General features: G+C 67.7%; 18 protein-coding genes. 13 read left to right on the forward strand and 5 right to left on the reverse strand.

Going from position 1 to position 20,695, the window contains the following annotated elements; all coding sequences use genetic code 11:
- Positions 1–768: 768 nt before the first annotated feature.
- Together K368_RS0113195 and K368_RS0113200 are read left to right on the forward strand one after the other, a co-directional pair.
- Positions 769–2,757, forward strand: coding sequence for a hypothetical protein (locus tag K368_RS0113195; protein WP_051439868.1), 1,989 nt, complete (start codon positions 769–771; stop codon positions 2,755–2,757).
- Between the two features lie 12 nt (positions 2,758–2,769).
- Positions 2,770–3,156, forward strand: a complete 387-nt coding sequence (locus tag K368_RS0113200; protein WP_027172820.1) for a hypothetical protein — start codon at positions 2,770–2,772, stop codon at positions 3,154–3,156.
- 27 nt (positions 3,157–3,183) lie between these two features.
- Here the strand turns inward: K368_RS0113200 and K368_RS0113205 are convergent, their stop codons facing one another.
- Positions 3,184–5,490: a lytic transglycosylase domain-containing protein gene (locus K368_RS0113205; protein ID WP_027172821.1), complete on the reverse strand. Its 2,307-nt coding sequence runs from the start codon at positions 5,488–5,490 to the stop codon at positions 3,184–3,186.
- A gap of 185 nt (positions 5,491–5,675) precedes the next feature.
- Between K368_RS0113205 and dapA the strand changes: the two genes are divergently transcribed.
- From dapA to K368_RS24630, 3 genes are all read left to right on the forward strand, one after another.
- Positions 5,676–6,575 (forward strand): 4-hydroxy-tetrahydrodipicolinate synthase, encoded by a 900-nt coding sequence (gene dapA, locus K368_RS0113210; protein ID WP_027172822.1) that lies wholly within the window; start codon positions 5,676–5,678, stop codon positions 6,573–6,575.
- A gap of 154 nt (positions 6,576–6,729) precedes the next feature.
- Positions 6,730–7,203, forward strand: coding sequence for an SsrA-binding protein SmpB (gene smpB, locus K368_RS0113215; protein ID WP_018044478.1), 474 nt, complete (start codon positions 6,730–6,732; stop codon positions 7,201–7,203).
- Positions 7,204–7,843: 640 nt separating this feature from the next.
- Complete coding sequence (locus K368_RS24630; protein ID WP_051439869.1) at positions 7,844–8,509, forward strand: prephenate dehydrogenase/arogenate dehydrogenase family protein; 666 nt, start codon at positions 7,844–7,846, stop codon at positions 8,507–8,509.
- A gap of 63 nt (positions 8,510–8,572) precedes the next feature.
- On the opposite strand, the gene K368_RS0113225 is transcribed toward K368_RS24630, so the two are convergent.
- The 4 genes from K368_RS0113225 to rpoZ form a co-directional block, all read right to left on the reverse strand.
- Positions 8,573–9,271: an NYN domain-containing protein gene (locus tag K368_RS0113225; protein ID WP_027172824.1), complete on the reverse strand. Its 699-nt coding sequence runs from the start codon at positions 9,269–9,271 to the stop codon at positions 8,573–8,575.
- A gap of 351 nt (positions 9,272–9,622) precedes the next feature.
- The gene (gene pyrE, locus K368_RS0113230) at positions 9,623–10,213 is read right to left on the reverse strand and encodes an orotate phosphoribosyltransferase (protein WP_027172825.1); all 591 of its coding nucleotides are present in this window, start codon (positions 10,211–10,213) and stop codon (positions 9,623–9,625) included.
- A gap of 192 nt (positions 10,214–10,405) precedes the next feature.
- Positions 10,406–12,643 carry a bifunctional (p)ppGpp synthetase/guanosine-3',5'-bis(diphosphate) 3'-pyrophosphohydrolase gene (locus K368_RS0113235; protein WP_027172826.1) on the reverse strand — a complete coding sequence of 746 codons (2,238 nt, stop codon included), beginning with the start codon at positions 12,641–12,643 and terminating at the stop codon, positions 10,406–10,408.
- A gap of 179 nt (positions 12,644–12,822) precedes the next feature.
- Complete coding sequence (gene rpoZ, locus K368_RS0113240; protein WP_018044472.1) at positions 12,823–13,233, reverse strand: DNA-directed RNA polymerase subunit omega; 411 nt, start codon at positions 13,231–13,233, stop codon at positions 12,823–12,825.
- Positions 13,234–13,491: 258 nt separating this feature from the next.
- Between rpoZ and K368_RS0113245 the strand changes: the two genes are divergently transcribed.
- From K368_RS0113245 to mltG, 8 genes are all read left to right on the forward strand, one after another.
- Positions 13,492–14,214 (forward strand): carbonic anhydrase, encoded by a 723-nt coding sequence (locus tag K368_RS0113245; RefSeq protein WP_027172827.1) that lies wholly within the window; start codon positions 13,492–13,494, stop codon positions 14,212–14,214.
- A 104-nt stretch (positions 14,215–14,318) separates the two neighbouring features.
- On the forward strand, positions 14,319–15,260 hold the full coding sequence (fabD, locus tag K368_RS0113250; protein ID WP_027172828.1) for an ACP S-malonyltransferase: 942 nt from the start codon (positions 14,319–14,321) through the stop codon (positions 15,258–15,260).
- A gap of 14 nt (positions 15,261–15,274) precedes the next feature.
- Entirely contained in the window at positions 15,275–16,015 is a 741-nt protein-coding gene (gene fabG / locus K368_RS0113255; protein WP_027172829.1) for a 3-oxoacyl-[acyl-carrier-protein] reductase, read from the forward strand.
- A gap of 36 nt (positions 16,016–16,051) precedes the next feature.
- Positions 16,052–16,195, forward strand: a complete 144-nt coding sequence (locus K368_RS26660) for a hypothetical protein (RefSeq protein WP_155935132.1) — start codon at positions 16,052–16,054, stop codon at positions 16,193–16,195.
- A 192-nt stretch (positions 16,196–16,387) separates the two neighbouring features.
- Positions 16,388–16,624 (forward strand): acyl carrier protein, encoded by a 237-nt coding sequence (locus tag K368_RS0113260; protein WP_018044468.1) that lies wholly within the window; start codon positions 16,388–16,390, stop codon positions 16,622–16,624.
- 92 nt (positions 16,625–16,716) lie between these two features.
- The gene (gene fabF, locus K368_RS0113265; RefSeq protein WP_027172830.1) at positions 16,717–17,976 is read left to right on the forward strand and encodes a beta-ketoacyl-ACP synthase II; all 1,260 of its coding nucleotides are present in this window, start codon (positions 16,717–16,719) and stop codon (positions 17,974–17,976) included.
- 70 nt (positions 17,977–18,046) lie between these two features.
- Entirely contained in the window at positions 18,047–19,042 is a 996-nt protein-coding gene (locus tag K368_RS24635; protein WP_036266289.1) for an acyltransferase, read from the forward strand.
- Between the two features lie 264 nt (positions 19,043–19,306).
- Positions 19,307–20,683, forward strand: a complete 1,377-nt coding sequence (gene mltG, locus K368_RS0113275; protein ID WP_027172831.1) for an endolytic transglycosylase MltG — start codon at positions 19,307–19,309, stop codon at positions 20,681–20,683.
- Positions 20,684–20,695: the final 12 nt, after the last annotated feature.

Raw genomic sequence — 20,695 nt, forward strand, 5'->3', positions numbered from 1 at the left:
AGACAGAGGGCACGGAGTGTTCACGAGACCTTCGCCCCCGATGGGACGCCAGAGATCGCCGAGGCTTCCCGATAACGGTCCCATGGCCGAGACCGTTCTCCCCGACATGAAACTTCTTGACAAAATTCCTATTTCATACCTATATCCCCACACCTGCCGCCCATCGAAGGGGGCTCGCCCGGTGACCGACCGGGTGGGCCGAAAGGGGCGGCGGGGCGGTGCCTGCGTCGGTGGTGTCGGTCACCATCGCCCCGGGCGGCGGCTCGATAGTCTGGGGGCTCGGATGGGGGCGCGGTAGGTCGGGAGTTAAATGCCCCGGCACTGACCCCGATCTCGGCTGCCATGATGAGGTTTGCGGCCCCTCCAATACGAGAGGGCGTGCGGGGCAAAGTCCGTTCGAACAGCCGGGCTGGGATGCAACACGACCACCTCAGGCGCGACGCAACGCGAGGACCGCTGGAGACACCGCGACGACAAAACAGGCCCCGGCGGCAACGCCGGAGCCTGACGGGACGCCGGGGAACCGGCAAACACTTATAGCGCTCAATGGGTTTCGCGGCGTCCCGCGTCCCCCTCTTGCGGTGCTCTCGGGTTTTCTCTTGGGCCATGCCCCCGGCGCTATCGCGCGCGGGGGTGAAGGCATGTGGACAAGGAAGGAGGCGGCGATCGATGGGAATGAGCCTGCGGCGTCTTCAAGATGCCGCGAAGCGGGTGTCTGGTGCCGGCCGATCCCCGAGGTTCGCATTGCCCGCCCTCCCGTCCCCCCCCTTGCTCCAGAAATTCGGCTGGGCCGTCGGCCTGCCCGGACTGGCGCTCATCGTCGGCGTCGCGACGCCGTTCCTCGCCAGCCGCGCGGAGCGGCGGCTCGACGAGAACGCCGGCCCGGTCGTGCGTGCGACGGCCGAGACGGGGTTAGAGCCCTGGCTGCGCCTGACGGTGCGGGGCCGGGACCTCATCGCCGCCGGCGAGGCGCCGGACGAGGCCGGGCGCGTCGCGGCCCTCGACAGGCTCAAGCGCCTGCCTGGCCTGCGCCACGTGGTCGGGCGTATCGGTATCGTCGAGGATGCCTCTCCCTTCGTCTGGACGGCGACACGCACGAGCCCGGAACGGATCGAGCTGTCCGGCAACCGTCCTGTCGAGATCGGCCCGAGGGCGCTTGCCGCGAAGCTCGCCCCCGAGCTTCCCTCCGAGACCAGGATCGTCGATCAGGCGAAGGCCGCGCGCGGGGCACCGCCGGACTTTTCCGCCGCTTCCGCTTTCGCTCTCGAACAGCTGAAGCCGCTGGCTCCGGGCGCCAGCGCCACCATCGCCGACACCACCGTGTCTCTCAGCGGCGAGGCGGCGACGGTGGCCGATTACGAGGCCGTCAGGCAGGCATTGGCCCATCCTCCGGCCGGTTTCACCATGGGCAAGGTCGATATCCGGCCGGCTGCGATCTCCGATTTCCGGTTCGCGGTGATGCGGGAGCGCGGCGGCAGCCTCGTCCTTTCGGGCAATATCGTTTCCGAAGCGGCACGCGAGGAAATTCGCGCGATGGCCGACGACGCCGCCGATGGCGCCACGGTAGACGACCGGATGCAGACCGCACGCGGTCTTCAGGATGGGATCGATCCGACCACGCTCGGCCGCTTCGCCTTCCAGCTTTCGTCCCTGTTGCAGGATGGCAGCGTCACCTTTGCCAATTCGCGCCTGTCGGTCTCGGGGACCGCACTCGACGGGCAAGCCATCGGTGAGATCGACGCGCTGCTGCGCGACGGGCGACCGTCCGGCACCAGGGCCGGGACGGTCGAACTCGCTGCCATGCCGCTCTCCCCCTATCGCTTCATGGTCCGGCGCGAGAGCGATGCCGTGACGCTGACCGGACACCTTCCCGACGGCGTCACGCGCGACCGTATCCTGGCGACGCTGCGACCCCGATTCTTCCGCGAACGCATCGTCGACAAGAGCCGCATCGCCGAGGGTGCGCCGCCCAACCTCACCGGCGCCGTCGAGGCCGGCATTACCAGCCTCGCGATGCTCGCCACCGGCGAGATCCGCCTCTCGGACAGGAGCCTCGCGCTGACCGGCGACAGCCTCTACCGCGAGAGTGCCGGTCGGTTCGAAGCCGATCTCGCCCGGCGGATGCCGGCCGGCTGGCAGGCGCAGGCCGAGGTGAAGCCGCCGCCCGGCACGACCTCGGACGACCCGGCGGCCTGCCGAGGCGCGTTCGACCGCGCGATAAATGGGAGCCGCCTCGTCTTCGCACCCGGCGGCGTCACCCTGAGAGCGGAGTTCTATCCGACCCTCGACGCAGTGGCCTCGGCGGCGAAAGCCTGCCCCGGCCTGCGCATCGAGGTGACGGGTCATACCGACCCGGCCGGTGCGGCCAGCGTCCCCAAACCCGCCCTCGATGCCGGGGTGGAGAACACCTCGTCCGTCGATTCGGGGAAGGCCCGGGACGGAGATAAGGCCACGAAGCCGGTGGTCGCGAAGGCCGAAAAGCCCATCGTGAAGCCCGCCGATCCCAAAGCCGCTTCGGCGAAGGACGGCAAGGACAAGGCGGCCGGAGAGAAGGCGGCGAAGGAGAAGGACGCCAAGGCGGATGCCCAGAAGGAGGCGAAGCCCGCGGAGCCGGAACCCGACATCGCCCGTCAGCGCGCGCTTGTGGTCGTCGAATATCTGCTCCAAGCCGGCATCCCGGCGGACAGGATCGTCGCCGCACCCGCCGGCCGCGCCAATGCCACCGGGCAGGGCGTCGGCCTCGCCCTGCGTTCCTGAGAGATCGTCCCGATGATCCTGCTGCTGACGATTCTCTGGCCCGCGCTCGCCGCCAGCCTCGCGCTGGGGACCGCCATCGGATGGCACTTCGGACCGCCACGCGACCGGCTTTCGACCGCCATCGGCCTCGGACTCGGATTCGGGGCCGTGGCGGTCAGTGGGCTCGCGATCAGTGGGCTCGTGCCAGGCCGCCCCGGCTTCTGGGTGGAGAGCGCGGCGCTGAACCTGACGGCCTATCTCGTCGGCGCCGGAACCGGAGCACTGGCACGACTGGCCCGTCCATCTCCGCCGAGGGCGTCGGGCATCGACCGCGTCAGCGGCTCCCCTGTCCGCCTCGCCTCATCACCTCGACCGGCTGCCGCTGCGGAGCGGAGGCTTCGAGGGAAAGCTTCGGGATGAAGCGATCGGGGAGAACAAACTCTCCCCTCACCGCGCTCCGCGCTGGAGGTCTCCCTCGATCAGCAGCGCGCTCTTGCCTTCCAGGCGGCTGCGGTAAACCTGCAGGTTCTCCATCACGCGCTGGACGTAGTTGCGGGTCTCGGTGAAGGGGATGCGCTCGACCCAGTCGATGGGATCGACCCCGGTCCGGCGTGGATCGCCATAGGCGTCGATCCACTTCTTCACGTTGCCGCCGCCGGCATTGTAGGAGGCGAAGGCGAGGATGTAGGAGCCGCGCCAATCCTCCATCAGTTCGCCGAGATGGGCCTGGCCGAGGCGGGCATTGTAGGCGGGATCGCTGGTGAGGCGGTCCTGGTCGTAGGAGGCGCTGACCCGCCGCGCCGTGCGCTGGGCCGTGGCCGGCATCATCTGCATCAGCCCGCGGGCGCCGACGCTGGATTGGGCGCGGGGATCGAACTGGCTTTCCTGGCGGGCGATGGCGAAGACCATGGCCTTCTCCACCAGGGGAACGGCGGCGGAGGCCTCGTAATCGGGGATGCCGATGGTCGGGTAGGCATGGGCGTCGAGGGGCAGTCCGCGCTGGACCGCGAGCTTGCCGATGGCCACGAGGGCGCGGGAATTTCGCACATCGACGGCGAGGTTGCCGAGCGCGCTGATCTCGGCAGGGTTGGTGAGGCGGTTCGCCGTGTCGATATAGAGCGGCAGCGCCAGATCCTTGAGCGAGGCGGCCTCCAGCATGCGCAATGCCCGCGTGGTCAGGCGGTTCTCGAACGCCGCCGCGGCGGCGGGTTCGAGTTCGGAGACGACACGGAGCGGCAGGCTCGCCTGTCCGAGCTTTGCCCGCGCGAGCTGTCCGTAATAGGCGATCGGCTGGAGCGCCGCGCGCTCGTAGAAGGTCTTGGCGAGGCCGGCATCGCCCGCCGCCTCGGCGGCACGGCCCTGCCAATAGGCGACGCGGGCGAGCGAGATCGGCGTCTCGGCGATGGTCGCGGCCTTGGCGAAATGGCTGGAGGCCTTGGCCGGATCGTCGAGGAAGCGCAGGGCGATCCAGCCGGCATGGAACTCGGCCTCGATCCGCTTCTCCACTGTGCGGCCGCTATGACCGGCGGCGACCTCGTAGGCGAGGCCCGGATTGCCGAGATCGACGAGCTTGCGGGCGACGATCCGGCGCTCGACCCACCATTCGTCGCCATCCACCAGGACGTCGCCGTTGGTCGGAGCCGTGGCGAGGATCGCGGCCGCTTCCACCGGCTTGTCGGCCCGGCGGAGATATTGCGCCCGCGACAGGATGTAGGACGGGTCGCTGCGCAGCGACGGCGGCACGGCGTTGAGCGCGGAGGCGGCCGAGGAACTCTTGTCCTCGACGGCGCGGCGAGCCCGCACCAGGGTGGCGTAGCCGCCGCCGGCATAGGTGGCGGCGCGGCCGGCCGACTCGTAATCCTCCTTCAGGAGGGCGCGCTCCATGCGGAAGCGATGATCGACGCGGGTGAGGATTCCGGGGAAGGCGTCCAGCACCTTGGTCTCGAGGGCACGCCCGAAGGTCTCGGAGCGCCACAGGTCGCGGACCAGGGACGCGGCATCCTCGTCGAGGGAGTCCGCCCGGAAAGCGAGGGCGAGGGCGAACTTGCCCGGAGCGCTCGCCGGGCGGGTGCCGGCGAAGAAGGCGCGCACGGTCGCCGGGTTCTTGCGCTCGGTGAGAAGCGCCTCCTCGGCGCGACGGCGCAGGAGCGGCCCCGCCGGCCAGTCCGGGTTCGTCCGGGTGAAGGAGACGGTGCGCTCGAAGCCGATACCGGATCCGGCGCGGATCGCCACCCATTCGAGAAGGGCCAGCGCCGCCGGATCGGTGAAGCCGTCGCGCAGGCGGTCGCCCTCGGACACCTTGCCGCGCCGATAGGCGTCGATGGCCTGGCGCAAAGCGGGGAGATCGACGTCCGGCGCGACCTGTGCCGCGCGGGCGGGATCGGGCACTTCCGGAACGGGAGCGGCCGGCGTCATCGCCGCATCGGGAAGGGGGAAGGCGATCGGCGCTTCCGGGTCGGCGGAGGCATAGGCCTTGGCGGCGGCGGGCAGGGCCTTGCTCGGCGCGGTCTCGGCGCTGCGGTCATCGAGCTTCAAGGCGTCGGCCGCGACCGCATCGGTGGCGGCGGCTCTGCTGTCCGGCACGAGGACGGAGGGGGCGACGGCATCGCTCGACGGCCGGGTGACGATGTCGTCCCCCTGGCCGGCCGCCACGGGGAAAACCGAGGCCGGACCTATCCACATCGTCGTCCCTGCCAAGGCGACGGCGAGGGACACGGGGAGGGCGGCACGATAGGAACGCGTCCAGAACGCCATGGTTCTTCCAGTCCCGTCGGATGCGGACATGCTTAAGCTGTCCCAGAGGGCATTAAGAAGTCATTAACCGCGCCGACGGAGCGTTTGCGCGAGTGCAAGCGAGGCCCTATGTCTGCCCGTCCGCGAGAGCGGTGACGCGGCCGGCACACCGGCCCACCGAAAGATCGACGGCCGGGAACGCCAGGATGACCGACACCACGACCCAACGCCTCAAGGGCGCCATGACCGCCCTCGCCACGCCGTTTCGCGACGGCGCCTTCGACGAGGACGCCTTCCGCAAATTCGTGGTCTGGCAGATCGATCAGGGCATCCATGGTCTCGTGCCCGTGGGCACCACCGGCGAGACGCCGACCCTGAGCCATGACGAGCACGACCGCGTCGTGGCCGCCTGCATCGCCGAGACCGCCGGCCGCGTGCCGGTGATCGCGGGGGCCGGCTCCAATTCCACGGCCGAGGCCGTCGACCGGGCCGTCAACGCGGAGAAGGCCGGCGCGGATGCCGTGCTGGTGGTGACGCCCTACTACAACAAGCCGACGCAGGCGGGGCTCTACGCGCATTTCAAGGCCGTCAACGACGCCATCGGCATCCCGATCATCATCTACAATATTCCCCCGCGTTCGGTGGTCGACATGAGCGTCGACACCATGGCGCGGCTGTATGAGCTCAAGAATATCGCCGGCGTGAAGGACGCCACGGCCAAGCTCGACCGTGTCAGCCTGCAGCGCCAAGCCATGGGTGAAGACTTCATCCAGCTTTCGGGCGAAGATGCGACGGCGATCGGATTCAATGCCCAGGGCGGCGTCGGCTGCATCTCGGTGGTCTCGAACGTCGCACCGCGCCTCTGCGCCAAGCTTCAGGAAGCGACCCTGTCCGGCGATTACGCCACGGCTCTGCGGCTTCAGGACCAGTTGCTGCCGCTGCATGTGGGATTGTTCGCGGAATCAAACCCGTCGCCGGTGAAATATGCCCTTTCGCGGCTCGGCCACATGAGCGACGAGGTGCGCCTGCCGCTCCTCACGGTCAGCGATGCCACCAAGGGCATCGTCGACGCCGCCCTGCGCCATGCCGGCCTGATCGAAGGCTGAGGCACCTCGCGGGCGGGGTCCCTCTCGCAGGCGAAAGCTCGGCGAACCATATGACACTCGTCCGGCCGCACCGCGCGGCCGGACACCTCCGTCAGCTTCCTTCCAGACAGGGGGCGTCGGCCACTCGGGCCGATGCTCCAGAACCGACGATGTGATGGCTCCCAAACCGCAAGACACCCGCCGCGTCGTCGCCGACAACCGCGCCGCCCGCTTCCATTACGAGATCTCGGACGTCCTCGAGGCGGGCATCGCCCTGACCGGAACCGAGGTCAAGTCCCTGCGCAAGGGCAAGGCGGCCATCGGCGAGGCCTATGCCGGCCCGTCGGGCGACGAGTTGTTCCTGTTCAACGCCTACATCCCGGAATATCTCGAAGCCAACCGCTTCAACCACGAGACCAAGCGCCCGCGCCGCCTGCTGCTCCACCGCAAGCAGATCAACAAGCTCATCGGCGCGACGAAGCGCGAGGGCTACACGGTGGTGCCGTTGAAGATCTACTTCAACGAGCAGGGGCGCGCGAAGATCGAGCTCGGCCTCGGCCGGGGCAAGAAGCTCCACGACAAGCGCGAGAGTGCCAAAGAGCGCGACTGGGAGCGCGATCGCGCCCGCATCATGCGCGACAAGGGCTGACCCGCGAACGCTCCGTTGACGGGCGATGCCTGTCCTGCCACGACACCGCCCATGACGACGAGCCCGATCCTCTCCGGTCTCGATTATCCGCCGCTCCCCTAGCGGCGAGGTGCTCTGTCACGTCTCAACCGCCCCGGTCGTCGGCGGTTGACCCTCTTTCCAAGACCGCTGGCTCCTCGGCTCCATCGAGGTCAGTTCCGTGTCTTGTGTCATCTCCCCTTCATCGACCATTCCCGTCGGGATCATCGGCTTCGGCGCGTTCGGACGGCTGATCGCCAAGCATCTCGAGCGGCATTTTCCGCTGCACGCCTACGATCCCGCCCTGCCGCAAGTCGACGATACTCAGACATCTCGCGGGCCGCTCGGGTCCCTTCTCCTGCAAGGAGAGGGACAGGGTGAGGTGTGTGACCTTTCCGGAGATGGACCACGCCTCGCCCCAACCCTCTCCGTCAAGGCTACGATGTTCACACACCTCGCGGGCACCACGGGTCCCCTCTCCTGGAAGGAGAAAGACAGGGTGAGGTGTGCGACCTCTCCGGAGATGGATCACATCTCACCCCAGCCCTCTCCTTCCAGGAGAGGGAGTTCCGCTGCGCCTCATGTCGAACCCCCTTGGATCCAGGGAACGGCTGTCGAGCAGATGTGTGAATCCAGTGGGCCGCAAGGGGCACGTGAGGCCGGGGCGCGGCTCGGCTCCCTGGCCAAGGCGGCCGCCTGTCCCGTCGTGGTCCTGGCCGCTCCGGTCTCCAAGCTCGCCGAGGTGGTTTCCGCCATCGGACCTCACCTGCGTCCGGGCGCCCTCGTCCTCGATGTCGGTTCGGTGAAGATGGTCGCAGCTAGGATCATGGCGGAAGGGTTGCCCGATCACGTGGAGATCGTCGCGACGCATCCGCTCTTCGGCCCGCAAAGCGCGCGTTCGGGCGTGAGGGGGCTGAAGATTGCCGTATGTCCGATCCGGGGGAGGGGAGGCTGGCGCGCTGCGGCTTTCCTGTGCAAGCATCTCGGCCTCGATGTCATCCTCACGGACCCGGAGGCGCATGACAGAGCCGTTGCCTCGGTCCAGGGGCTGACCCGTCTCATCGCCAAGGTCTTCGTCGAGATGGAGCCGCTGCCGACCCGGATGACGACGAAGAGCTTCGACCTGCTGATGCAGGCAGTCGGCATGGTCCGGCACGATGCGCCCGAGGTCTTCGACGCGATCGAGCGCGCGAACCCCTATGCGGCGGATGTCCGCCGCCGTTTCTTCGCGCATGCCTCCCGGTTGGAGACGGAGCTCTCGGCGCATGGCGCGGACGCCGCGGGCTGAGAGCGATGGTCCGGATCGGTGCCGGGGAGACGGCTTGCCGCGCTTCCTCGGCGATGGGTGCCGCTACTGTTCGGTCGCGTCATCGCCCTGGCGGATACCATAGCGGGTTTCCAGACCGGGATTGGGACGCGCCGGTGGCCGTTCGGCCACCTCTCGCGGCAGGTCTCGCGGAATATCTCTCGGCAACTCGCGCGGACCGCGCGGCGGACCGTCGCCCTGGCTCCGAACGCCACGCTCGCCGGGGTCGCGACCGACCCGTGGAATGAGATGGACGAGGTCGACGAACTCGTCGGCCTGCCGACGAAGGTCGTCGGCGATCATGGCTGGCTGTGTCTGGATCGTAGAGACGACGGTGACTCGGACGCCGCGCCGCTGCATCGCTTCCACCAATGAGCGGAAATCGCCGTCGCCGGAGAACAGCACCATGTGGTCGATGCGGGGCGCGAGTTCGAGGGCATCAATGGCCAGCTCGATGTCCATGTTGCCCTTGATCTTGCGACGGCCGGCGGAATCGGTGAATTCCTTGGCCGGTTTCGTCACGACCCGGTAGCCGTTATAGTCAAGCCAGTCGATCAGCGGACGGATTGATGAATATTCTTGATCTTCCACCATCGCGGTGTAGTAGAAAGCTCGTATCAAGTTATCGCGAGCCTGAAATTCCTTGAGCAGCCGGCGATAATCGATATCGAAACCGAGTGCCTTGGTCGCTGCATAAAGATTTGCCCCGTCAATGAACAGGGCGCTGCGCTGCTGTGCGCTCATTGGACGATCCATTTTCTCATGGGATTTTTCACTTGTAAGGCAGGGAAGTCTTAAAGCTCAACGCTCCAAAAAAAGACTTGCCAACCCCAATACTTTTTGGTCCGAAATTATTTTATCTTACTATACTGAGTCGCTGATAAAATTTAAGAATTCGCAGACCACCGAAACCAACCGACAATCCTATCCTTTGCTATTGTCCGAGCGAGGCGTTTGTCAACCATGTCCGGCATGCAATCGCCGGAAAAAGCGGATGAAAGCTGGACGTGCCTAGAATATTCCACTCTGCGCAACTGATATGCCTAATTGCATACCATACAAACGACCACCTTAAGTTATCGATTTTACTTATAATCAGCTGGATACCTGCACTCGGCTGCCGGGCTTGACGACGGGCAGCGCGGCGAGTTCCGGCGGCAGTGCGTCAGCAGGATAGACCGGAATGTCGAGGGTGACCAGGGAGACGAGGGGGAGGCCGATTTCGCCGCGCCCGCCCGAACGGTCGATGAGGCAGGCTGCGCCGATGACCTCCCCGGCCTCGGCCTGGAGGGACGAGAGGCATTCGCGGGCGGAGAGGCCCGTGGTCACGATATCCTCTACGATCACCGCGCGCTGGCCGGCCGGGATGCTAAAGCCGCGACGCAGGGAGAAGGGCCCGCCGGGATCGCGTTCGACGAAGATGGCGCGGGCCCCGAGATGGCGGGCCGTCTCGTAACCGGGCACGATGCCGCCGATGGCGGGAGACACCACGATGTCGACGTGGCCGAAACGGGCTACGATGACCTCCGCCAGGGCCTTGCACAGGCGCTCCGTCCGGACCGGGTCGGAGAAGATCGCCATCTTCTGCAGGAAGACGCCGGAATGGAGCCCGGAACTGAGGACGAAATGCCCTTCGAGGAGGGCCCCCGCCTCGCGGAATTCGGCGAGCACCGCGTCTGGCGTCATGAGTGGGGTGCTCCTGGGATGAGAGGGTAGGGCGGCGTTTGTGGCAGTGCGGAACACGAGGCGCAAGGCGCCCCGCCACGCCGGGCGCCTCGCTGCGTCGGTGCATGGTAAACTGGGTGTTACCCGGCGCGCGGTCAGCCGTACTGCCGCCCCTGTCCTGGCCGACGACGCGCTATGCGGTAATTCGACCGTTCAGCCGTTGACGCGGTCGACCTTGCTCACGGTGCGCTTTCCACGCAGCTCGGCGACGATGGCGTTGAGGTGCTTCAGGTCCCAGACGGAGAGGTCGATGACGATCTCGGTGAAGTCCTGGGTGCGCCGCTTCATTGAGACGTTGTCGATATTGCCGTCGTGATCGGCGATGACCTGCGCGATCTGGGCGAGGACACCGGGCTCGTTGATCGATTGCAGGGCGAGGCGCGCGGGAAACCGCTCGCTCCCGCCCGCCTCGACGTCCCAGCGCACGTCGAGCCAGCGCGCCGGCTCGTTGTCGAAGGCGGCGAGCGCCGCCGACTGGATCGGATAGATCGTCACCCCGACGCCGGGGGTGAGGATGCCGACGATGCGGTCTCCAGGCACCGCGCCGCCATTCGGGGCGAAGCTCACCGGCAGGTCGTTGTCGAGACCGCGAATCGGGATGGCGTCGGCCCGGCCCATATCGGCGGCGCCTTCGGGGAACGTCAGGCGCATGGCCTGCCCCTTGGCGAGGCTGAGACGCCCCGCCCCGTCATCCATGGGCTGCTGCAGTGCGGCCGGGCCCGTGCGGCGTTCGTCCTTGTGGTCGGGGTAGACCGCGCGCACCACGTCGCCCGAGAACATCTCGCCACGGCCCACCGCCGCGAACACGTCCTCCGTGCTCTGGCGTGCCAGGCGGGGAAGCGCACCCCGCAGCTTGTCCTCGGAAAAGCTCTTGGCCGCCCGCTCGAAGGCACGATCGAGGATCTGGCGGCCGAGGCCGGCATATTGCCGGCGCACGGCCGAACGCGTCGCCCGCCGGATCGCGGCGCGGGCCTTGCCGGTGACCACGAGGGATTCCCAGGCCGCCGGGGGCGACTGCCCGTCCGCCCGCGCGATCTCGACCTCGTCGCCGTTGACGAGTTCGATCAGCAGCGGCGCCATACGGCCGTTGATCTTGGCCCCCACCGCCGTGTTGCCGACATCGGTATGGACGGCATAAGCGAAGTCGATCGGCGTCGCGCCGCGCGGCAGGGCGATGAGACGCCCCTTGGGCGTGAAGCAGAACACCTGATCCTGGAACAGTTCGAGCTTCGTATGCTCCAGGAACTCTTCCGGGCTGTCGCCCTCGGCCAGGAGTTCGATGGTCCGGCGCAGCCATTGATAGGCGCCGCTCTCCGTGGCGAGGCGCGGATGCACGCCGCCGATCTCGTCCCTGCCGCCGCTCTCCTTGTAATGGGCGTGCGCGGCGATGCCGTACTCGGCGATCTCGTCCATGGCCGCGGTACGGATCTGCAGCTCGACGCGCTGGCTCTTCGGGCCGATCACCGTAGTGTGGATCGAACGGTAATCGTTCTGCTTCGGGGTCGAGATGTAATCCTTGTAGCGGCCCGGAACCATCGGCCAGGTGGTATGGACGACGCCCAGCGCCCCGTAGCATTCGGACAGCGACTCGACGATGACGCGGAACCCGAAGATGTCCGACAATTGCTCGAAGGCGACCGACTTGCGTTCCATCTTGGCAGAGATGGAATAGGGCCGCTTCTGCCGGCCGGTGACCACGGCGTTGATGCCCTGCGCGGCGAGCTTGGCGGTCAGATCCCGCTCGATGCTCTCCACCAGGCGCTCCGACTTCACGGCGAGATCGGCCAGACGTTGTGTGATCGTCGCGTAGATCTCGGGCTTGAGGTTGCGCAGGGCGAGGTCTTCGAGTTCCTCGCGCAGTTCCTGCATGCCCATGCGGCCGGCGAGCGGCGCGTAGATGTCCAGGGTTTCCTGGGCGATCCGCTCGCGCTTCTCCAGCTTCATGTGATGGAGCGTGCGCATGTTGTGCAGGCGGTCGGCGAGCTTCACCAGGAGCACGCGCACATCCGCCGCCACGGCGAGCAGCAGCTTGCGGAAGTTCTCGCCCTGGACCGCGCGCTTCGACACGAGGTCGAGGCGCTTGAGCTTCGTCAGCCCGTCCACCAGGGCGCCGATCTCGGGGCTGAAGAGCTCGCGGATCTCGTCGAGGGTGGCGGCAGTGTCCTCCACCGTGTCGTGGAGGACGGCGGCGACGATGGTCGCGTCGTCGAGCCGAAGATCCGTGAGGATCGCCGCGACTTCCAGGGGATGGGCGAAGAAGGGATCGCCCGATGCCCGCTTCTGCGTGCCGTGGGCCCGCATGGCGTAGACGTAGGCGCGGTTGAGAAGGGCCTCGTTCACGGCGGGGTTGTAACGCCTCACCCGCTCCACGAGCTCGTACTGGCGCATCATCCGCCGCAACACCCTTCACACATCGTCGCTGCCCGCCTCTGTCTTCGTTGTCCCGCATCGCGACCGGGCACGCCAGACCCATGGCGCCGCATGACACCGGTTTCTCTCGCCGAAAAACAAAAAAACCCGGCGCCGGGCCGGGTTTTCGCAGGAACGTCAGTAAAAAGCGTGTCGTCCGATCACTCGGCCTCTTCGTCCGTCTCGGTCGGCGGAGCGAGGTTCTCGAGGCCGCGCAACAGGTCCTCTTCGCTCATCCGGTCGAACTGGACGGCGCCGTCGTCGCTGGAAGATTGCGGCGCCACGGCGGCGGCGGCCGGCGAACTCGACAGGAGCGGCACCGTCTCGGCCTCCGGCTCGTCGACCTCGACATACTTCTGCATCGAGTGGATGAGCTGTTCCTTGAGGTCGTCGGCCGTGATCGTTGCGTCGCCGATCTCGCGGAGCGCGCAGACCGGGTTCTTGTCGCGGTCGCGATCGATGGTCAGCGGCGCGCCGGCGGCGAGCAGGCGGGCGCGGTGGCTCGCGAGCAGCACGAGCTCGAAGCGGTTCTCGACCTTGTCGATGCAGTCTTCAACGGTGACGCGAGCCATGCGGGAGGGCTCCTTCCATAGACCGGGAATATAGAGATTGAACGGGCTCCATACACCGCCTCACGCGCCGCAACAAGCCGATGCGCGGGAACGCTCTCCGTTTAAACCTCGGGGCGCGGCTCGCGCCACGAACGAGGCGCCCGATCCATCCGCCCGGCTGGCGCAGCCGATCGCCCCGGAGACAACCGGGGTGCCCGTCGCTAACCATGCCTCACGGGTCCGCACGATTCGGCGCGGGTTACGGAGGTTCCCCTACTCATGACCACCAGTTTCAGTCGCCGTAAACTGTTCGACTGCGCCTGCCGGCTCGGCGCAGCGGCCTTCGCCGCCACCGCCCTGCCGAATCTCGGGCTCGCCGCCAGTCCGTCCACGAAGAAGACCGATCTCAGCGCCGACCAGGCCCTGGACCTGCTGAAGGAAGGCAACCGCCTCTACAAGACCGACAGCCCCGTCCGCTCGGTGCAGGGCCGCGACCGCCGGATCGAGATCGCCCTCGGGCAGACGCCGTTCTGCGTGCTGGTGAGCTGTTCGGATTCCCGCGTCTCGCCTGAGATCCTGTTCGGGCGCGGTCTCGGCGAGCTCTTCATCGTCCGCAACGCCGGCAACACCGCCGATACCGCCGCCCTCGGATCGGTGGAATACGCCGTGTCGCAGCTCGGCGTTCCTCTGGTGCTGGTGATGGGCCACAGCCGCTGCGGCGCGGTGCTGGCGGCGGCCGACGTGGTGGAGAACAACACCGTCTATCCCGGCTCCATCGGCCGGATGATCGAGCCGATCGTGCCGGCGGTGCTGTCCGCCCGCGGCAAGCCCGGCGATTTCATCGAGAATTGCGTGCGCGCCAATGTCGACCGGGTCGTCAACCGCATGCGCACGGCCTCCGAGCCCGCCCTCCTCGATCCGCTGAAGGCGGGCAAGCTGCGCATTGTCGGCGCCTCCTACAGCCTCGATACCGGCGTGGTGGACTTCTTCAACGAAGCCTGACGCCTTGAACGAAGCCTGACTTCGGCCCGCGATGGCGGGGCCTCGTGTTGACACCCGGGGCGGGCGGTGCGACTGCGCCGCCCTTTCCGTGCGAGAACATGACCATGGCGCGCGCATTCATCTTTCCAGGCCAGGGTAGCCAGGCCGTGGGCATGGGCCGGGCCCTGTCGGAGGCATTTCCCCAGGCGAGGGCGGTCTTCGCCGAGGTCGACGAGGCGCTCGGCCAGTCGCTCTCGACGCTGATGTTCGAGGGACCGGTGGAGGAGCTGACCCTCACCGCCAACGCCCAGCCGGCCCTGATGGCGGCCAGCATCGCCACCCTGCGCGTGCTCCAGGCGACACGAGGTCTCGATCTCGTCCGCGACGTGGCAGCGGTGGCCGGCCATTCCCTCGGCGAGTACACGGCGCTCGCCGCCGCCGGGACCTTCACCCTGGCCGACACCGCCCGCCTGCTGCGCATCCGCGGCGAGGCGATGCAGGGCGCGGTTGCGCCGGGTGCCGGCGCCATGGCCGCCCTCATCGGCGCCGATGCCGAACTGGCCGGGTCCATCGCCGCGGAGGCCTCCGAGGGCAAAGTCTGCGACGTTGCCAACGACAACGGCGCGGGGCAGGTGGTGCTCTCCGGCGCGAAGGCTGCCGTGGAGCGCGCGGTGGCGATCGCGCAAGGTCGCGGCATCAAGCGCGCGGTGATGCTCAACGTCTCGGCGCCGTTCCACTGCTCGCTGATGGTGCCGGCGGCGGAGGCGATGCAGGACGCCCTGACCCGGGTGGCGATGAAGCCCCCCCTGGTGCCGGTCTATTCCAATGTCCTGGCCGCGCCGGTGCTGGAGCCGGCCGCCATCCGTCAAGCCCTCGTCGCCCAGGTAACGGGCACCGTACGCTGGCGCGAATGCATCGCCGCCATGGCCGCCTCCGGCATCGACCAGTTCCACGAGATCGGCACCGGCAAGGTGCTCTCCGGCCTCGTCAAACGGATCGCCCCCGGTGCCACCGCCACCCCCGTCGGCACGCCCGACGACGTAGCCGCCTTCCCGACGCTCAGCTGACAACAGGATTGCCCATGTTCGACCTGACCGGCCGCAAGGCCCTCGTCACCGGCGCGACCGGCGGCCTCGGCGGCGCCATCGCCCGGGCGCTCCACGCCCAGGGCGCCACCGTCGCCGTCTCCGGCACCCGCGCCGAAGCGCTGGATGCACTCGCGTCCGAACTCGGCGGCGAGCGCGTCCATGCCTTGACTTGCAACCTCTCCGACAAGGACGCCGTCGAGGCCCTGGTGCCGGCGGCGGAAGCCGCCCTGGGCGGCCTCGACATCCTTGTCAACAATGCCGGCATCACCCGCGACAACCTTCTCCTGCGGATGAAGGACGACGAGTGGGACGCGGTGATCGCGGTGAACCTCTCGGCCGCCTTCCGCCTCTCGCGGGCAGCGGTGAAGGGCATGATGAAGCGGCGCCACGGCCGCATCGTCAATATCGGCTCCGTGGTCGGCGCCACCGGCAATCCGGGGCAGGTGAACTATGCCGCCGCCAAGGCCGGCCTCGTCGGCATGACCAAGGCCATGGCGGCCGAGGTCGCCACCCGCAACCTCACCGTCAACTGCATCGCGCCGGGCTTCATCACCTCGCCGATGACCGACGCCCTCAACGAGAAGCAGCGCGAGGGCATCCTCACCCGCGTGCCGATGAACCGCCTCGGCACCGGCGAGGAGATCGCGGCCGCGGCCGTCTACCTCGCCTCGAACGAGGCCGCTTACGTCACCGGCCAGACCCTGCACGTGAACGGCGGCATGGCGATGTACTGAGCGGGTGTCGCGCCACCCTAAGCAGGTTCAGCAAAAGTGGTCACCGGTTTCGCATTCCAGAACCTGCGACACTTGAAAGGCTTAAGCGAGGTGAAGCGTTGGCTTGCCAATGCGAACCTGCTTAGGCAGGAAAACCCGCCGATTGTCCGGGAAAAAGCCACGGCGATGAACGGTTTGTGAACCGGCCCTCGCCAGCGCCAAAACCCTGTGCTACCACCCCGGCTGCCGTGCGAGGGGGGTTGACGGTTCAGCGCGTTGCGGGTTCTCAAGACCACGCGCGATCGGACACCGGCCGCTCTAGAGATCCGCACCAGCGGGACGGCGGCCACGGCGCCTTCACCATCACGATCGAATAACTAAGGACCAAGAACGATGAGCGATATCGCTGAGCGCGTGAAGAAGATCGTTGTCGAGCACCTCGGCGTGGAGCCGGAAAAGGTGGTCGAGGGCGCCAACTTCATCGATGACCTCGGTGCCGACAGCCTCGACACCGTCGAGCTCGTGATGGCCTTCGAGGAAGAGTTCAACGTCGAAATCCCCGACGACGCTGCCGAGACCATCCAGACGGTCGGCGATGCCGTGAAGTTCCTCGAGAAGAACTCCGCGTAAGCGCGACGGAACGAAAGGCGCGAGGAGCGGGGCCCACGGGACCCCGCGCGCCCAACGACAGTGACATGACGGGACTGGTTCGGGATAACGCGATGCGTCGGGTTGTGGTGACGGGCTTGGGTATGGTGACGCCGCTGGGAAGCGGGGTCGAGGCCACCTGGAGCCGGTTGATCGCGGGAGACAGCGGAGCGTCGCAGGTGACAGCCTTCGACGTGTCCGATCTCGCCTGCCGCATCGCGTGCTCGGTCCCGTTCGGAGACGGCAGCGACGGCACCTTCAATCCGGACCAATGGATGGAGACGAAGGAGCAGCGCAAGGTCGATCCGTTCATCGTCTATGCCATGGCCGCCGCCGGCCAGGCCCTGGACGATGCCGACTGGCACCCCAAGAGCCATGAGGATCAATGCGCCACCGGCGTGATGATCGGTTCCGGCATCGGCGGGATCGGGGGCATCTACGACGCCTCCGTGACCCTGCACGACAAGGGGCCGCGACGGATCTCGCCGTTCTTCATTCCCGGCCGAATCATCAACCTCGCCTCCGGGCAGGTCTCCATCGCCCACGGCCTTAAGGGGCCGAATCACGCGGTGGTCACCGCCTGCTCCACCGGGGCGCACGCCATCGGCGACGCCGCCCGGCTGATCCAGTTCGGCGATGCCGATGTGATGGTGGCCGGCGGCGCCGAATCCCCGGTGAACCGGCTGGCGCTCGCGGGCTTCGCCGCCTGCCGCGCTCTTTCCACCGGCTTCAACGACCAGCCCACCAAGGCCTCCCGACCCTACGACAAGGACCGCGACGGCTTCGTTATGGGCGAGGGTGCCGGCGTCGTGGTGCTCGAAGAATACGAACACGCCAGGGCACGCGGTGCCCGGATCTACGCCGAGGTGGTCGGCTACGGCCTTACCGGCGACGCCTATCACATCACCTCGCCGGCCCCGGACGGCGACGGCGCCTTCCGCTGCATGAGCGCCGCGGTGAAGCGCGCCGGCATCCAGGCGTCCGACATCGACTACATCAACGCCCACGGTACCTCGACGCCCATGGGCGACGAGCTCGAACTCAAGGCCGTGGAGCGCCTGCTCGGTGAGCACGCCGCCAAGGCCGCCATGTCCTCCACCAAGTCGGCCGTGGGCCACCTGCTCGGTGCAGCCGGTGCCATCGAGGCGATCTTCTCGATCCTCACCATCCGCGACGGCGTGATGCCGCCGACCCTCAACCTCGACACGCCCTCGGTGGAGACGGCCATCGACCTCGTGCCGCACGAGGCCAAGCGCAAGCAGGTGGATGTCGTACTGTCGAATTCGTTCGGCTTCGGCGGCACGAATGCGAGCTTGGTGATGCGCCGGGTCTGAAGACCGGGCCCGGTCCGACGTTTCCGTCGGGATCGCCCGGATATCGGCCGGGACATCACCGAGAACGACCATGCCGCATTACCGCTCGATCCAGGCCCTTCGCTTCGTCGCGGCCCTCCTCGTCATGGCATTCCATCTGGCCGATGGGAACTTCATCGTCGGTGCCGTGGGCATCGACATCTTCTTCGTCATATCGGGCTTCATCATGGGGACGATCGGCGTCGGGGAGACGCCGTCGACCTTCCTCGCGAAGCGGATCATCCGTGTCGTGCCGCTGTATTGGGCGGTGACGCTGTTCCTCAGCGCGGTGTCCGTCCTGGGAGTATTCAGCCGGATCACCGTCGATCCGCCGAGCCTCGCGAAGTCCTTGCTGTTCATTCCCTATTTCGAAGCGGGTGGCGATCTCTGGCCCATCGTGCCCGTCGGCTGGACCCTGAACGTGGAGATGCTGTTCTACGCGCTTTTCGCGGCGGGCCTCTTCCTCGGGACGCCGATCCGCTTCGCCGCCGCGTCCCTCGCCCTGCTGGCGCTTGCGGGCGCGGTCTTCCAGCCATCGGACGCGATCCTCCGCCAATGGACCACGCCCCTGCTCCTGGAATTCGCCGCCGGGCTCGCGCTCGCCACTCGGGTGCGGCCCTCGGGCATCGGCAAGGGCCTGGCGATGCTCGGTATCGGCGTGATCTGGCTCGGAGAGCTCGCAAGCCTCGGAATCTACGACCAGTACTACCGCCTGCTCACCTGGGGCGTCCCGGCCTTCCTCATCGTCTGCGGCGCGCTGGCCATCGAGCGGGCGGGACGGTGGCCGTCCGGGTTGCGGGCGCTGGAGATCGGCGGCGACGCATCCTACTCGCTCTACCTGCTCCACGGCATCGTCATCTCCGCCGCGGCGAAGATCCTCGGCACCACGCTGACCGCCAAAGTGGCCACGGCCATGATCGCGATCCTGATGGCCCTGGTGTCGTACCGCCTGTTCGAGCGCCCGGTGGGAGCCGTCCTCACACGCTTCGTCCGGTCACGCCGCAGAGCGGTGGGGAACGGGAGCGCGGCCGTGACGACAGAGCGATAATACGCCTTTTTGCCACAAAACCGGTTCAATCCAGCTCGTACAACCCGCCCGCCCGGGTGTAGTCAGGTTTGACGCACGGATCCTGCGGCTTCGTTGCGAGAAGCCCATCCATGCGCCGGCACCTCACTGCCTGAGTCTCTCGGCCTGAGTCTCCTGGTCTGGGTCTCGTGGAACCCATGGCCCCCGGTCGGCCAGGACGACACGACGACCGCATCGTCGGGCCGAGACAAGGTTGGCGAGAGGCGAGGCTCGAACAGGATGTCCATGTTCTTCCGCAAGCGCAAAGACCCGGATCAGGCGGCGATAGCGGCCCCGTCCGACGAGCCGTCCCTGCCGCACCGGGTGTCCCCGCGCAGCCCCAGCGAGGCGATCAAGCCCACGGCCGCGCCGCCTCCGCCCCAGCGCCCCATTCGCGAGCGCGGCGGATTGCTGAGCACGATCAGCGGCCTGCTCACCGCCGCCGTGGTCCTCGCCATCGCTGCGATGATCGGCGTGACTCTGTTCGACCGGCAGATCCGCGAGCCCGGCCCGCTCGCTGCCGACAAGGTCGTGGTCATCCCGCCCCGCAGCGGCACCTCCGAGATCGCCGACGCGCTCAGCCGCGAGGGCGTCATCAGCCATACCGCCCTGTTCGAATGGGCCTCCCGCTTCTCCGGCAAGGCCCTGAAGGCCGGCGAGTACACCTTCAAGGCCCATGCCAGCATCGGCGACACCATCGAGACCCTGGCCACCGGCCGGCAGGTGCAGCACGCCGTCACCTTCCCCGAAGGGCTGACCTCCGAGCAGATCGTGGTGCGCCTCAACGACAACGACATCCTCACGGGCGACATCAACGAGATCCCGCCGGAGGGGTCGCTCCTGCCCGACACCTACAAGTTCGAGCGCGGTGCCACCCGCCAGCAGATCGTCAACCTGATGCGCGCCAAGCAGCGCGAGGTACTGAACCAGATCTGGCTGCGCCGCTCGGCCGAGATCCCGGTGAAGACTCCGGCCGAGATGGTGACGCTTGCCTCCATCGTCGAGAAGGAGACCGGCCGGGCCGACGAGCGTCCGCGCGTGGCCGGCGTCTTCGTCAACCGCCTCAACAAGCGGATGAAGCTGCAATCGGACCCCACCATCGTCTACGGGCTGGTGGGCGGACGCGGCACCCTGGGGCGCGGCATCCAGCGCTCCGAGATCGACCGGGCGACCCCCTACAACACCTACGTCATCGAGGGTCTGCCGCCGGGCCCCATCGCCAATCCCGGCCGCGCGGCGCTGGAGGCCGTCGCCAACCCGTCGCGCACCAAGGATCTCTACTTCGTCGCCGACGGCACCGGCGGCCACGCCTTCGCCGACAGCCTGGAGGGCCATTCCCGCAACGTCGCCCGCTGGCGTCAGGTGGAACGCGCCCGTAAGGAGACGCCCACCGATGCTGCCCCCGTGGACAAGGCCGAACCGCCGGCCGATCCCTCGGCCGTCCCGGGCCGGGCCTCGGCCTACGCGCCGGACGGCACCAACTTCGCGGGCAGCGCCCCGGACCCGTCGGCCCCGCGCCCGAAAGCCTTCGACGCGTCGGAAGGCACCAAGCTCGACCCGCTGCGGAACAAGACCTTCGACCTCAACTCGGCCAAGAGCGTCCCGGCGCTGAAGCCGCAATGAGACGCCCGCCTG

The organism is Methylobacterium sp. 10 (assembly GCF_000519085.1).
GTDB lineage: Bacteria > Pseudomonadota > Alphaproteobacteria > Rhizobiales > Beijerinckiaceae > Methylobacterium.